This is a genomic window from Thiocystis violacea, from assembly GCF_016583575.1.
Taxonomy (GTDB): domain Bacteria; phylum Pseudomonadota; class Gammaproteobacteria; order Chromatiales; family Chromatiaceae; genus Thiocystis; species Thiocystis violacea.
Genome location: NZ_NRRG01000079.1, coordinates 1 through 14,274, shown reverse-complemented (window position 1 = coordinate 14,274; position 14,274 = coordinate 1). Strand labels below are relative to the sequence as shown.

At 64.9% G+C, this 14,274-nt stretch carries 13 protein-coding genes; all 13 read left to right on the top strand.

What is annotated here, in order from left to right; all coding sequences use genetic code 11:
* Positions 1-345 precede the first annotated feature (345 nt).
* The 13 genes from CKO27_RS22015 (at position 346) to CKO27_RS21955 (ending at position 14,231) form a co-directional block, all read left to right on the top strand.
* Positions 346-2,004, top strand: a complete 1,659-nt coding sequence (locus tag CKO27_RS22015; RefSeq protein ID WP_242471071.1) for a GH3 auxin-responsive promoter family protein — start codon at positions 346-348, stop codon at positions 2,002-2,004.
* Complete coding sequence (locus tag CKO27_RS22010) at positions 2,001-3,056, top strand: alpha/beta fold hydrolase (protein WP_200377074.1); 1,056 nt, start codon at positions 2,001-2,003, stop codon at positions 3,054-3,056. The genes CKO27_RS22015 and CKO27_RS22010 overlap by 4 nt, the downstream gene beginning before the upstream one ends.
* A complete protein-coding gene (locus CKO27_RS22005) occupies positions 3,053-4,864 on the top strand; it encodes a patatin-like phospholipase family protein (RefSeq protein ID WP_200377073.1) in 1,812 nt (603 codons plus the stop codon). Before CKO27_RS22010 ends, CKO27_RS22005 begins: the two co-directional genes overlap by 4 nt.
* Before the next feature lie 89 nt (positions 4,865-4,953).
* Entirely contained in the window at positions 4,954-6,324 is a 1,371-nt protein-coding gene (locus tag CKO27_RS22000; RefSeq protein ID WP_200377072.1) for a hypothetical protein, read from the top strand.
* 281 nt (positions 6,325-6,605) lie between these two features.
* Positions 6,606-7,658 carry a cyclic nucleotide-binding domain-containing protein gene (locus tag CKO27_RS21995; RefSeq protein WP_200377071.1) on the top strand — a complete coding sequence of 351 codons (1,053 nt, stop codon included), beginning with the start codon at positions 6,606-6,608 and terminating at the stop codon, positions 7,656-7,658.
* Positions 7,659-7,912: 254 nt separating this feature from the next.
* Complete coding sequence (locus CKO27_RS21990) at positions 7,913-8,251, top strand: STAS domain-containing protein (RefSeq protein WP_200377070.1); 339 nt, start codon at positions 7,913-7,915, stop codon at positions 8,249-8,251.
* On the top strand, positions 8,251-8,667 hold the full coding sequence (locus tag CKO27_RS21985; RefSeq protein ID WP_200377069.1) for an ATP-binding protein: 417 nt from the start codon (positions 8,251-8,253) through the stop codon (positions 8,665-8,667). Before CKO27_RS21990 ends, CKO27_RS21985 begins: the two co-directional genes overlap by 1 nt.
* A gap of 86 nt (positions 8,668-8,753) precedes the next feature.
* The gene (locus CKO27_RS21980; RefSeq protein WP_200377068.1) at positions 8,754-10,820 is read left to right on the top strand and encodes a SpoIIE family protein phosphatase; all 2,067 of its coding nucleotides are present in this window, start codon (positions 8,754-8,756) and stop codon (positions 10,818-10,820) included.
* A complete protein-coding gene (locus tag CKO27_RS21975) occupies positions 10,817-11,677 on the top strand; it encodes a transporter substrate-binding domain-containing protein (protein ID WP_200377067.1) in 861 nt (286 codons plus the stop codon). The genes CKO27_RS21980 and CKO27_RS21975 overlap by 4 nt, the downstream gene beginning before the upstream one ends.
* Entirely contained in the window at positions 11,674-12,612 is a 939-nt protein-coding gene (locus CKO27_RS21970) for an ABC transporter substrate-binding protein (RefSeq protein WP_242471070.1), read from the top strand. Before CKO27_RS21975 ends, CKO27_RS21970 begins: the two co-directional genes overlap by 4 nt.
* 162 nt (positions 12,613-12,774) lie before the next feature.
* A complete protein-coding gene (locus CKO27_RS21965) occupies positions 12,775-13,308 on the top strand; it encodes a hypothetical protein (RefSeq protein ID WP_200377066.1) in 534 nt (177 codons plus the stop codon).
* A gap of 23 nt (positions 13,309-13,331) precedes the next feature.
* Positions 13,332-13,628, top strand: a complete 297-nt coding sequence (locus CKO27_RS21960) for a hypothetical protein (protein WP_200377065.1) — start codon at positions 13,332-13,334, stop codon at positions 13,626-13,628.
* Positions 13,629-13,889: 261 nt separating this feature from the next.
* Positions 13,890-14,231 (top strand): NHLP leader peptide family RiPP precursor, encoded by a 342-nt coding sequence (locus CKO27_RS21955; RefSeq protein ID WP_200377064.1) that lies wholly within the window; start codon positions 13,890-13,892, stop codon positions 14,229-14,231.
* The last annotated feature ends 43 nt before the right edge of the window (positions 14,232-14,274 follow it).

Sequence of the window (14,274 nt, the reverse complement as noted above, 5' to 3'; positions counted from 1 at the left end):
TCCGCTACCTCGGTTGACGATGTGTTTCACGACATCGCTCATTGTGCCCACCTTGGGCGCGTGGGAGGAGCGGGGCGGACCATTCCATTAAGTCTGTAACTTGCTGATTTGTATAGAACACGAATCAGTTCGTGTTGTTTATATTTCAGCTACTTACGGAGATGTGTGTAATCTGATGCCCCTAACCCCCGTCGCACGACAAATTAAGTCGAAAACCTTGGACCAAGTCGCGTTTTGGGATTCGTGACACGGAAAGTCGGGTGGCGGCTGGGCTAGGGTAGGCGCCTCGATGGATTAGTCATGGTTGAAATGGGGGATCGCGTGTCCGGAATTCTGAATACCTTGATGCATACCGTTACCCGCGCCCGCTGGCATGGCTTCATGGGGCGTTGTCGCCGCCTGGAGCAGGCCCAGCGGAGCCTGCTGGCCGAACGGCTCGCGCGCCATGCCGCCACGGCCTTCGGCAAGGAGCATGGCTTCGAGCGGATCCAGTCAGCCGCCGACTACGCGCGCGCGGTGCCCGTTTCGAGCTGGGAGACGGTCGACCCCTACATCGACCGGATCATCGCGGGCGAGACCAATGTGCTGACCGCCGGTTCGCTGCCGCGCATGTTCAACAAGACCAGCGGCACCACCGGCAAGCCGAAGCTCATTCCCGTGACGCCGGAGTCGAACCAGGGCAATGCGCTGACCCAGAAAATCTGGGGCTTCGCCGCCCTGACACGTCATCCGGGCTTTCTGTCGGGCAAGGTGTTTCCGGTGGTCAACAAGGCGGTCGAGGGACGCACGCCAGGCACCAACATTCCCTATGGCGCGGTCTCCGGGCTGATGGTCCGCGACGCGCACCCGCTGGCGCGCTCGCGCTACGCCTATCCCTACGACGTCGTCGAGATCGAGGACTTCAGCGCGCGCCGCTATGCCCTGATGCGCTGCGCCGTGCCCCAGCCGGTTTCCTTTATTCCGGGATCCAATCCCAATGCGCTGCTCAAGCTCTTCGAGAGCGCGGATGCCTTCAAGGCCGACCTCTTTCGCGACATCCACGACGGCACCCTGTCGGAGAACTACGAGATCCCGGCGTCCATCCGCGCCGCTCTAACCCGTCGCTTCAAGCCCGATCCTCGGCGCGCGACCGACCTGGAGCGTCTGGCCGGGCAGAGCGGCCGTCTGAGCCCGCGCGAGTATTGGCCCAACCTCAAGCTCATCGGCTGCTGGAAGGGCGGCACCGTCGGTCAGTTCGCCAATCACCTCTACGACTGGTGCTCGCCGGAACTGGCGCTGCGCGACACCGGCTACATGGCGAGCGAGGCGCACATCACCATTCCGATCAGCGACGACGGCAACAGCGGTTTGCTGACCATCCACACCAACTTCTTCGAGTTCATCCCCGAGGAGGAATTCGGGCGTCCGGACGCGCGCGTGCTCATGGCCCACGAGCTGGAGCCGGGTGTGCCCTACCAGATCCTACTGACCACGCCGGGCGGGCTCTACCGCTATTCGATCAATGACGTGGTCGAGGTGACGGGCTTCCATGCCGGCGCGCCGCTGGTCAGCTTCCTGCGCAAGGGTCGCGATGTCATGAACCTTCAGGGCGAGAAGGTCAGCGCCAACCAGATCCTGAACTCGGTGCAGGCGGCCTGTGGCGAGACCGGCGTGACGCCGATGCATTTCATGGTGGTGGGCGAGGCCGCGACCTCGCGCTATCACCTCTACATCGAGCCGGTCGGCGCGGATCCGGGCCAGGCGGTCATGCGTCGTCTGCTCGCCAGTTTCAACGCGCATCTGTGCCACACCAATCATGTCTTCAAGCGCTATCTCGACCTGGACATGCTCAAGCCCACGGCGCTTTCGCTGATGCCGTCGGGATGGCTCAACGAGATCGTGGACACGCAGGTCGGGGCCGGCATGCGCGATACCCAGTTCAAGCCATCGATCCTGGGACAGGAGGTGCCTTGCGGGGAGCGGGTCGTCTATTGCATCGACACCCTTGAGGGCGCGGCGGCATGAATGCCGGGGCCGATCCCTTCGGGCCTCCCGGCGGGAGGCCGGCGGACGGCGAGCCGGCCGCCTCGGAGGCGGCCATTCGCGCCCATGGCGGACGTCCGATCTGGCTCACCACCTCGGATGGGCTGCGGCTGCGCGCGGCGCGCTTCCCGGCCCTGGTCGGGGATGACCGGGAGGCCGCCCCGGTGCTCTTTCTCAATGGGCGTGCCGACTTTATCGAAAAGAACCTGGAGGGCCTGGCCGAGCTGCGTCGCCGGGGGCATGCGGTCTGGACGTTGGATTGGCGCGGCCAGGGGCGCTCGGCGCGCCTGCTGGCCGATCCGCTCCGAGGTCACGCGCTCGACTTCGGGATCTTCGTGGAGGATCTCGAACGCTTCGTCGATCACTTTATCCGGCCGGAGATCGGCGAGCGTCGTCTGCTCCTGTTCGCGCACTCCATGGGTGGCAATATCGGGCTGCGTTTCCTGCGCGGGCGTCAGTCGCTCTTCGAGCGGGCGGTCCTGGTCGCGCCCATGATCGGGCTGCGAACCCGCGTTCCCTCGCGCACCCTGCTGCGGGTCTTGCCCTGGGCCGCCTGTCGGGTTCTGGGCCGCGCCGAGCAGTACGCGCTCGGACAGGATCCCGCCGGACCCCAGGCGCGCGGCTTCGAGGGCAATCGTCTGACCTCCTGCCCGATCCGTTTCCAGCGCACGCTGAATTGGCTCAACCATGATCCCTCGCTCTGGGTCGGGGGAACCACCTGGAGCTGGGTGCGGGCGGCCCTGGCGACCACGGCGATCACCGCCGAGGTCGCCTTCGCCGAACGTATCGAGGTGCCGATACTGGTGATCGCCGCCGGAGCGGAGCGGATCGTCGACAACCGGGCGATGGCCCGGCTGGTCGAGCGTCTGCCCAAGGGCCGGCTGGCGATCATCCCCGACGCGCGTCATGAACTGCTGCTCGAATCCGATGGCCTGCGCCAGACGGTCTGGCGCGAGATCGATGACTTCCTGGGGCGCGCCGGGCAACCCCGGACCCCGTCGAGGGATGCGTCGCTGGAGCTGGCCGCCTCATGAAGCCTGATCCAACCTCAGACAAACCGATCGAGACCCGCCCGCTCACCGACCCGGAGCGCGCCGCTACCCTGACCTGGCTGGAATTTCTGGAGATCTTCGAGGGCGTACCGCGCGCGGATCTCGAAATCCTGCTTGAGGACATCAGCGAGTGGCGGCTCAATCGCGGGCAGTTTCTGATGGAGGGCGGGATCCAGAGCGGCGTCTTTCTGCTGCGTTCCGGCGCGGCGCTCACCAGCGTCGCCGGCGCGCACGGCGAGACCCTCGACATGATGCCGCTGGAGCCGGGCGACATCGTCGGCGGACTCGCGGCGCTCACGCGCATGCCCTTCGCGCTCGACGTGCAGGCGACGCGCGAAACCCTGGTGCTGCGCATCGACGAGGCGGTGTTCCTGCGCTTCATGTCCGCGTCCCATCAGGGGGCCTTGCAGGTCATGCGCTATATCAGCCGCTGGCTGATGCGCAGCATGCGTCCACCCCGTCGTCCGCGCACCGGTCAGAACATCGCGCTGGTCGCCGTCGCCGAGGGGATCGACCTGGACGCGCTGGGACGGGGACTGGCCGAGTATCTGGCGACCCAACCCCTGGCGGTCGAACTCATCACCCCGTCCACGGCCCCCGCCAGCGCGGAGGTCGTGTGCGCGATCGAGGCCGTGAACGATGTCGTCATCATGACGACCGCGCCCGAGGATCCCGAGTGGACGAACCGGGCGATCGCCAACGCCGACCGCGTCCTGCTGGTCGACGCGGCCGGTCAGCCGTCGCGAGCCGAGCCGAATTTCGCCAGCATTCGCGGCTCCGCCGGACATCCCTCGATCGATCTGGTGACCATCCAGGCCGCGGACGCGGCCTATCCGGGCCTGAGCGAGCGCTGGAAGGGTCGCCAGGATCTCGAGGAGCGGATGAATATCCGCCAGGGCGATCGCGCCGATCTGGAGTTTCTCGCGCGCATGCTGGTCGGGCGCGCGGTCGGCCTGGTGCTCGCCGGTGGCGGCGCGCGCGGCTATATCCACCTCGGCGTGGTGCGTGCCCTGCGCGAGGCCGGCATCCCGATCGACATGGTCGCCGGTACCAGCATGGGCGGCATCATCGGGGCCACGGTCGCCTACGGCTGGCCACACGAGGCCATCGCCGAGGCGCTTGCCGGGGTGTTCTCCCGCAACAGTCCGGTGGGCGACTACACGCTTCCGGTCATCTCGCTGGTGCGCGGGCATCGGGTCAGCCAGCGGCTGCGCCAAACCTTCGGCGATCTGCGTCTGGAGCAGGTGTGGCGACCCTACTGGTGCGTCTCGACCAACCTCAGCCAGGGCCGTCCCTTCATTCATGAGGACGGCCCGGCCTGGCGCGCCCTGCGCGCCACCTCCGCGCTTCCCGGCATCCTGCCGCCGGTGGTGATCGATGGCTCGGTGCTGGTGGACGGCGCCATTCTCAACAACTTCCCGGTGGACATCATGCGTCGTCGCGGGCGTGGCCTGGTGATCGGCGCGAACATCAAGGCGGACAACAAGTTTCTGTCCACGCTCGATGACATCACCGCGCTCGGCGCCTGGAGCCGCTTCCGGCGCTCGCGCGGCCAACCGGTGAACATCTTCAGCATCATGAGCCGCACCGCCACCATCAGCAGCCTTCAGCAGACCCAGTATTGCCGCGGACTCGCGGATTTGCTGATCGAGCCCCCGGCCGACGATGTGGGTCTGTTCGACTGGAAGGCGCTCGACCGGCTCGCCGAGCGGTCCTATCGCCACACGGCGGATCGGCTGGAGCAGGGCGCCATCACTTACGAGACGCTGGTCGAGCGGTGCTGGTCCTGAGCGGGGCCTGACGCCTCCTCGCGATCATTCCAAAAGGTCATCAATCCATACCCTCATCCCATCACGCCACACGAAAGGAAGATCCCGGAATGTCAGCGATCAATGCGTCATCGGCCCAGGAATGCTGGGATCGTCTGCTGGAAGCCCGTCATCTCAACGGCGAGGACATCGCCGCGCTGGAGCAATGGCAGCGCGAGGCCGGGCTGGTGTTCGGCGAGCAACCCTGTGCCCGCACCCTGCGTCCGCTCCTGTTGGAACCGGAGCAACTGGAGCGCGACCAGGCGATGGCGCGGGCCGTGGTGACCGCGCTGGTGCACGCCAGCCAGTACCTGGAGCGCGATCCGGTCCTGGCCCGGCGCTATCTCGGCGACTGGGTGGACCAGTTCGGCGATCTGCTCACCCTGGACCCAGGCTATCCCCAGCGCGCCGTGCTCGCCCGACTGGATGTGTTGCCGACCCAGGACGGGCCGAAGGTCATCGAATTCAATCCCACTCCCGGCGGCATCCTGCAGGGAGATCAATTGACCGAGCTGTTCCAGCGACTCGCCGACCAGATCGGTTTCGACCGGGAGTGGCGCATCCGTCCGCTGCTGGTGTTTCCGCCGGTGCGCGAGAGTCTGGTCAACACCTATCGCGCCTGGGGTGGCCAGGGCGATCCCTTGCTGGTGTTCGCCGTGCCGCGTGAATTGAAGGATCTCGTCGACCCGATCCAGGCCACCATCGACGCCCTGGCGCAAAGCGGGTTGAGCGCGCGGATCGCCGATCCCGGCGAGTTGGAATTCACCGATGGCGCGCTGCGTCATCGGGGCGAGCCGGTGGGGGTGCTGGTCCGGGTCTTCCTGCCGAAAATGATCCAGATGATTCCCGGACTGGGCGAACGCCTGCAAGGGATCTACGCGGCGGTGCGCGCCGGGGCGGTCTGCCTGGTCACCGCCTTCCGCAATACCCTGCTTGGCCACAAGGCGCTCTTCGCCCTGATCAGCGATCCCGAGATCGATCTGGGATTGCCCGAGGAGGTCGCTGAACTGGTCCGCGCGCATGTTCCCTGGACTCGTCTGCTCATCGACGGATCAAGCCGCGATCCCGCCGGCCAGCCGATCGATCTGTTGCCCTGGGCCATCGCCCAGCGCCAGCAACTGGTGTGCAAGCCGGTCTCCGGTTATGGCGGCTCGGACGTCGTACTGGGCTGGACCCTGGAAGAGACGGCCTGGCGCGAGCATCTGGAGAAAGCCGCGCGGCGCGGCGGCTCGCTCTTGCAACAACGCGTCACACTGGTTCCGCGAACCTATCCCAGCCTGGCGGAGGGCCTGCCCAGCGCCGAGCTGTACGCCGATCAGAATATTTACATCGCCGATGGAGAGCTGGTCGGTTACCTGACACGTTTGGCCACGACACCCATCACCAATGTCTCCCAGGGCGCCAGCATCGTTCCCTGTTTCCTGGTAACCCGGCGGGGGTAGCGGCCAGCGCCGCCCGAGGCATCCCCTTTCATGCCGGTCGACCCTTGGGGCGCGAGTCCTAAGGCGATTTCCGGGAACCTCCGTACCCGAACGAAAACTCCGGAATGGGACAGGATTAACAGGATTTTTCAAGATTTACAGAATTAAAAACAAAGCTTTATAAATCCTGTCAATCCTGCGAAATCCTGTTGATCCTGTCTATGACCAGGCGGGTCGCAGGTACAAGGTTTCCCGGAAATTATCTAAGGTAACGCCTTCCGTCTCCCTCACCCGAGAACCCCATGAGCATCAAAACCTCACATGTCCTCAGGATTTTGCGCGAGCGCTTCCACGCCTTTCCAGGCATTTCCGAGCGCGCCCTACTGGAATCGCTGCAGATCTTCCGCCTCTTCGAACTGCGCGAGGGGGAGAGCCTGCGACTCACCGGTGGCGAGCTTCCCGATCGGCTCTACGTGGCCGTTGGTCGGGTGGCGATCACCGATGCCGCCGGACATCGTCAGGAAGTGGCGGCGATTGAACGGGGCTACTTCGTGTTGCCGCCCCTTCCCACGGCGGTCACCCTGGAGGCCCTGGAGGACTCCCATCTCTGCCATCTCGACATCGCGCTGGCCGATTACCTGCTCACCTTCGAGGAGGTGGCGGAGAGTCTTGTCGAGCCCGGTTCCAAGCACGGTGACTACCTCCGGCTGGTGCGTGACAGCGACCCCTTCCAGCGTATCCCCCTGGAGAATGCCGAACGTGCCCTGGCCTGCCTGAGTGAACGTCCGGTCCGGGCGGGAGAAGAGGTCGTCCGGATGGGCCAGGAGACGGACGCCTTCTTCGTCGTCGTGGCCGGGCGCGCCGAGTTGTGGCGGATCGACGACGAGGAGGGGATCCCGATGAAGGCCGCCGAACTGGAGCGTGGCGCGGCCTTCGGCGAGGAGAGCCTGCTCACGGGCAAGATCAGCTCGGTGACGGTGCGCATGCTGGAGGATGGCGTCCTGCTCCGGTTGGCCCGCGACGACTTCTCGCGGCTCCTAGCCCGGCCGCTGGTGCGCGAGGTGGATGCGCCGGTGGCCAAGGCCATGATCGAGAACCACTATGTGGCCCTCGACGTGCGCCTGGAAGAGGAATTCGATGAGGGGCACATCCCCGGCGCCGTGCTCATCCCACTTTCGCAACTGCGCAAGCGAGCCGGCGAACTCGACCCGGCCAGACGCTATGTCGCTTATTGCCGCAGCGGTCGGCGCAGCTCGGTGGCCGCCTTCCAATTGAGCCAGGACGGCTACGACGTGGTCAGCATGGCCGGCGGCGTCCTGGCCTGGAGCGATCCGTTGACCGAGCCGGTGGACTGAGCCACTGGTGACATCTCGGGTTCGGTGACTCGACCCTGATGCTACGGCGACTGGGTTCTAAACCAATGCCCTGTCCGCGCCTTTGGCCGAGCGGCGGATGATCTAAAACGGTATGATTTTAGCCGTCCTCCGCGCCCTGCGATCCCCCGGTTTCGAGGCACGGGGCCAGCCGAGTCATCACGGCCGAATGGGATCGAGCGGTGGCTCGATGGTTTCGCCAACGCTTCAATCATTGATACCAGGAATGACGACGCATGAGCATTTTGTCGAGCAAAGACTCCGGTGTACTGGTCGTGACGCCGGGCACCCGGCTGGATAGCCAGACCTCGCCCGAGGCCGATCGGATGATCGTCGAGGCGATCGCCCGGGGCGAGACGCGCGTCCTGGTGGATTTCGCCAAGACCGATTACATCTCCAGCGCCGGGTTGCGGGTGTTGCTGAAGGCGACCAAGCAGCTCAAACAGATGGGCGGCGCCTTCGGCTTGTGCAACGCCAGCGAGCAGATCCGCGAGGTTCTTCAGATCAGCGGCTTCGCGACCATCATCGCCTCTTATGCCAGTCTCGACGAGGGGCTTCGAGCCCTGCGCGCCTGATGTCCTCGCCTCGCCTGCGGCTCGACTTCGTCAACCGTTCGGATGACCTCGACGCGGCGCTCGACCGGCTTGAGAGCTTCATGGAGTCCGAGCACGCCGGCCCGAAACTGACTCATGCCGCGCGCCTGGTGCTTGAGGAACTGCTCACCAATACCCTCAAGTACGGCTATGACGACAGCGACGCGCATCCTCTGCGCGTCGACTTCGGGCTCGGTCCGCCGGCGACCCTGCGGATCGAGGATGACGGTCACCCCTTCGATCCGACCGCGCGGGCACCGGCGCCGGTACTGGACGCCGCCGTCGAGGATCGCCCGATCGGCGGTCTTGGTCTGCATCTGGTGCGATCGCTGACGGCCTCGCTGCGCTATGCGCGACATGACGGCCTCAACCGGCTCGATGTCGTATTCCTGGAATAAGCGACGAGAATCCGACGCCGATCACTCTGGATGCGCTGTCGCTCCTGTACGCTCGCCTCCAGCCTCTCCCGCCCCGGAATCCCGTCATGACAAGCGCGCCGAGCCGTGGCCAATCGGCCAATCTCTTCAAAAACTATAACCGTCTGATCGGCGTTGCCTACAGCCTGCTCATCCTCGCCTTGACGCTGTTCTTCGGGTATCTGCTGGACCGCAAGCTGCACGAGGAGATTGATCTGATCCGAGGCCATGTGGTCCGGCATGGCCAATTCTTCGAATTCGTGCTGCGCTCCTCGGCCGACCAGCTCGAAACCTTCCGGATGTCGACGGGCTCCTCTCCACAAGAACAGACACCAGCGTCTGGCTCGACGCTGTTCGCGCAACCCCCCGGCGCCTGGTTGCGCGAGGACGCCGACCTCGGCCTGTTTCATCTCGACGCGCTCCCGGATCGCGACGCGGGCGGCAATCTGGTGGGCGAGGGCCGTCTGCAAGCGCGCTCCCCGGAGTTCTATGCCGATCTGGGCACGGCGCTGCGCCTCAACAGCGAGTGGAGTTCGCTGGTGTTCAACCTGCCGAATGCCGTCCAGGCCCGGTTCGTGTCCATCCACCGCTTTCATGCGGTGCTGCCTTGGGAACGGTCCGCAGATCTTCCCTTCGACCCCGCGGTTTACGACAGCCCCGTCTGGACCCTGGGCCTGCCGGAGAACAACCCCGACCACGAAAAATACTGGGCGCCGGTCTACTTCGCCGGCCTGGATCGCGGACTCGTCGCCCCCGTCGCCGCGCCCCTGTATAGCGGTCGGCGTTTCGTCGGCGTGCTCTCGATCGACACCAGTATCGATTACCTCAACCGTCTCAACGCGGACTTCAATTATCCACTGGGTTTCACCCTGCTGGTCGATCAGCGACAACAGGTGCTGACCCACCCGGACCTGTACGCCAAACCGCTGGAGGTCAATGCGACCCCGGCCCTGGCGAGCGCCCTGCCGCTGGCGCTGCTCGGCGAGATCGACCGCTTGCGCCAACTGCCCTCGGGACAACCCACGACCATCAATGGCTATCTGGTGATCCGCCATGCCCTGATCAGCGCCCCCTGGTCGTTGTTCTATGTGGCGCCACTGTCCGACCTCTGGCTGGAACTCGCCTCCGACATGGGCGCGCCCATGGTCGGCGTCCTGCTGGGACTGGCCCTGTTGATGGCCTTGACCTATGTCCTGACCTCGCGAGAATTCGTCGGCCCGGCCGCCAAGCTGGTCGCGCATATCGCCGCCGAGTCCAATTTCCAGCCCGCCACCATCCCGATCGTGCCCAGCGGCTGGCGACCCTGGTTCGAGACCATCACGCGCGCCTTTCGCGAGTCGATGCAACTGGTCGCCCTGCGCCAGGAACTGGATATCGCGGCGAACATGCAGCAGTCCATCCTGCCCCGGCGCTGGCCCGAGCATCCAGGCTACGTCCTCTGGGGAACCATGCGTTCGGCCAGGGAGGTCGGCGGCGATTTTTACGACCATTTCGAGGTGGCGGACCGCCTGCGCGGCCTGGTGGTGGCCGATGTGAGCGGCAAGGGGATTTCGGCCGGACTCTTCGGCATGGTCTCCAAGACCCTGCTGCGCTCGGCGGCCACCTCGGGGGATCTGGCGATCGGCGAGATGATCGCCAAGGTCAACGACAGTCTCGCCGAGGATAACGAGAGCTGCATGTTCGTGACCCTCTTCTATGCACGGTTCGACCCGGAGACGGGAGGTCTGGACTTCGTCAACGCGGGACATCCATCGCCCCTGCTGATTCATGCCGATGGCCAGGTGGCTGAACTGGCGCTCACCTGGGGAATGGCCCTGGGTGCGATGGACGGGCTCGACTATGCCGCTTCGTCGGTTCAGTTGCGCCCCGGCGATACGCTGTTGATGTTCAGCGATGGCGTCACCGAGGCCATGAACGACGCCTACGAGGAATTTGGGACCAAACGCTTGTCCGCGCTCTTCGTCGACCAGCCGCCGCCGGATCCACGCGCGGCGGTGGAACGGGTGCTGGCGGCGGTGGATCGATTCGCCAACGGGGTCGAACAGTTCGACGACATCACCTGTGTCGCCTTGCGCTATCACGGGGTCGATCCCGCGCCCGACACGCAGGCGGAAACCGTGGAGGCCGCGCCATGAGTCTTGTCACCTGGATGCGGAGTTCGTGCTGGATACTGACAGCCATGCTGGCGCTCTGGTTCAACGCCGCCGCGGCTACTGACGACTTACTCGCCGAGATTCAAGCGCGCGGGACGCTCCGGGTCGGGGTCAAGGCGGATGTACCGTCCTGGGGCGAGTTGGACAAGACCAGCGGCGAGATCGTCGGTCTGGAGCCGGATCTCGCCCGGAATCTGGCCGAGCGACTGGGCGTGGATCTCAAGCTGGTTCCGGTTCTGTCGGCCGAACGGGTTTCCGCGCTGGAAACGCGGCAGGTGGACGTCGTGATCGCCACCCTGAACGTCACGCCGGAGCGTCTCACCCAGTTGACCCTGGTGTCGCCCTATTACTATGAATCGGGCGCCGGTCTGCTCGCGCGCCGTTCCGAGGGCTTCAAACACTGGTCCGAGCTGCGCAACCGGCGGATCTGTTCGCGCCGGGGCTCTTTCTATAATCGCCCGATCGCGGTCGAGTACGGGGCGGATATCGTGGCCTTGTACAGTGCCGAGATCGCGCTGGCGGCGCTGCGCGACGGACGTTGCGACGGCTTTCTCGGCGACACCGCCGTGTTCGCGGTCATGTTGCGGAATCGCGATCTGGCCAAGCGCTACGAGATGACCCTGCCCGCCCTCTATCCGACCGGCTGGGCCGTGGCCCTGCCTCGCGACGCGCGCGGCGGTCGTCTGGAATCCGCGATCTCGGAGGCCATCATCCACTGGCACCGGAGCGGCCTGCTGGGTCGACTGGAGGAGCAATGGGGCATTCCCCGCTCCGAGTTCAGTCGTCGGATGGAAGCCGAATGGCGCGAGACGCCTGATCCCGAACCCGAGCACCGATGAACGCCTCCCGTCCGAGTCAGGCCATGAGCGTCTTTCCGAGCGCCCTGACCCGCGCCCTCGCGCTTAACCCGCGCTGGCGCTGGACCATCGTCCTGTTCATCGGGTTCCTGGTACTGACCACGGCCATTCAGGCCGAGTCCACTCGGGCGGTCGAGACGCGACCCGATCCCCTGGTCTCGGTCGCCGATGGCCGACAGCTCGCCCCCGACATGGCCCGCATCGTCGCGCGTGGCGAGCTGGTGGTGGCCATGGCCGGCATGGATAACCCGCCTTTTTTCTACCTTCGCGACGGCCGGCTGGTCGGTCTGGAGGTGGAGATGGCCCGCGATCTGGCGCGCGAGCTTCAGGTCGCGGTGCGCTTCAACCGTCAGGCCCAAAGCTTCAACGAGGTGATCGATCTGGTGGCCCGGCAGGAGGCGGATGTCGGCATCAGCAAGCTGTCGCGCACCCTGGCCAGGGCGCAACGGGTGCGCTTTTCCGAGCCCTATCTAAGGCTCAACCATGCCCTGGCGTTCAACCGACTCGCGCTCGCGCGACTCGCCATGGACAAGCCGGTTCAAAGCGTCGTGCGCGACTTTGACGGCACCCTCGGCGTGATCGCCAACTCCTCCTTCGCCGACTTCGCCGCGCACCATTTCCCCCAGGCTGACATCCGGACCTATCCCGACTGGCGGGAGGCCGTCCAGGCGGTGCGGACGGGTGACGTCGTCGGCGTCTATCGCGATGAATTCGAAATCAAACGTCTGCTGAAAAGCGATCCCACCGCCTCGCTGACCCTGCGTACCGTGACGCTGACGGACCTTGAGGATACGCTGAGCATCGCCGTCGGCGTGGACGATCCGGTGCTGCTCGATGTCGTCAATCTGTTTCTCGCGCAGCGCGTCAACAAGCTCGATATCGACAAGGTTCTGCATGCCGACACGCGCGAACACTGAGTCGCCCACATGACCCGGCTGAAAAACCTGGCGTTGAACTTCTGGATCATCCGTCTCAGTCTGGCGTGAAAGCTGGCGCTGGGCGCCCAGCAGCGGCGACAGGGCCGCGCATTCAAATAATGAATTTAATCGGATCGACACCCCAACCGGAGAATCGCAGACATGCAATCAGAATCCTTTGTCGAAGCTTTACAGCTAGCTCCTGGCGTCTATCTCCAGGCCGCTCCAAACAAGTTTCGGCTGCATCGAGTGGCACCCTGGGAAACCCCTTCGTTGACCGAAACACTGTTGGAAAAAGGCGATGAGGCTGTCACACGCCAGCTCATGGCCGGGGCACTTTACGCAGGATTCCAGCCACGTACAGCGCCTACCAATAGTGCGGAAAAGGCCATGGAGCCATCCGTACTGCGCCATATTCATTCACTAGCAGCATCCTACCAGACCACCCACGCCACCCCCCCCACCATGCGCCGGGTCTCCGAACGGCTGGCCGCAACCGGCCAACCTGCCGCGGCGGCGCATTGCGCGCAAGTCGCCAAGGAAGAATCAGGGCACGATATCTTGGCGCTCATGGATTTGACCGCGTTGGGTTTGCCCGCCGACGTATTTGTTGAACGGCTTCGACCGCAAACCTCCTTGGAACTGGTGAATTTTTTACCCGCCTCGCCGATTCTGACCGCCCCGTTGCCACGCTAGGTTATGCGTATGCACTTGAACGGATGGCGCTGCTGAACACCGCCGAATCCATCGCCGCCCTTGAGGCGCGAATCCCCGCCGGCATCAAGGCGACCCGCTGCCTTCGTGTACATAGCGACATTGGTCCCGAAACCGAGCATGTGGCCGAATCCATCAGGTTCATCGCCACCTTGCCGCCTGCTGATCGCGCCGTCATCGCCCAGGCGACTTACAACACCATTGCGCTGCATAACGCCTTCCAGCAGGACATGTATCCGGGCGACGACGCCATGTGCTCGATACTGGATGAATTCGGCTGGACCATGCCTGAATGTGCTTGAACGTCCATTGTGACTGACCCAGCCGCGCAGCCCGCCGTGCCGCCATCGAGACCAACGCCACACGGACAGCCGGAGCCGGTCATGATCGGCTCCCAGCTCATGAAGCCGGCGAGCACGGGCGATGCGTCGGTCGATGGATGGATCGTTGCAACGATCACGTTCCCATTGGCGTAAACTCCCGGCGCGGACTGCGGCGCGGGTTCGGCTCCTCGCCCGCCGTCGCGTGACCTCACGAGGCGCCTTCAACCACAGGATCACGCCATGAACGACCAAGCGAAACAGTATCAGCAACTCATCGCCAAGTGCTGGGCGGATGACGCCTTCAAGCAGCGGCTGCTGGCCGATCCGGCCGGGACGCTGGCGGCGGAGGGGATGGCGGTGCCCGAGGGGGTTACGGTTCGGGTGGTGGAGAACAGCGCCCAGGCGTTGACGCTGGTGATTCCGGCCCGGCCGACCGAGTTGACGGATGAGGCGCTGGAAGTGGCGTCTGGGGGAGTTGTTCCTTGCGCGTTCTATTCTCATTACGGTAGGACGGCCAGTTACCTGACCGCCCCCGTACAGATCCCGGCGTGCGGAATTCCCGCACCGGGCTCCTCAGTGTGACTCGCTTCGCACATCAAGCGACCGTTTTGCTTTTGCTCAGAAG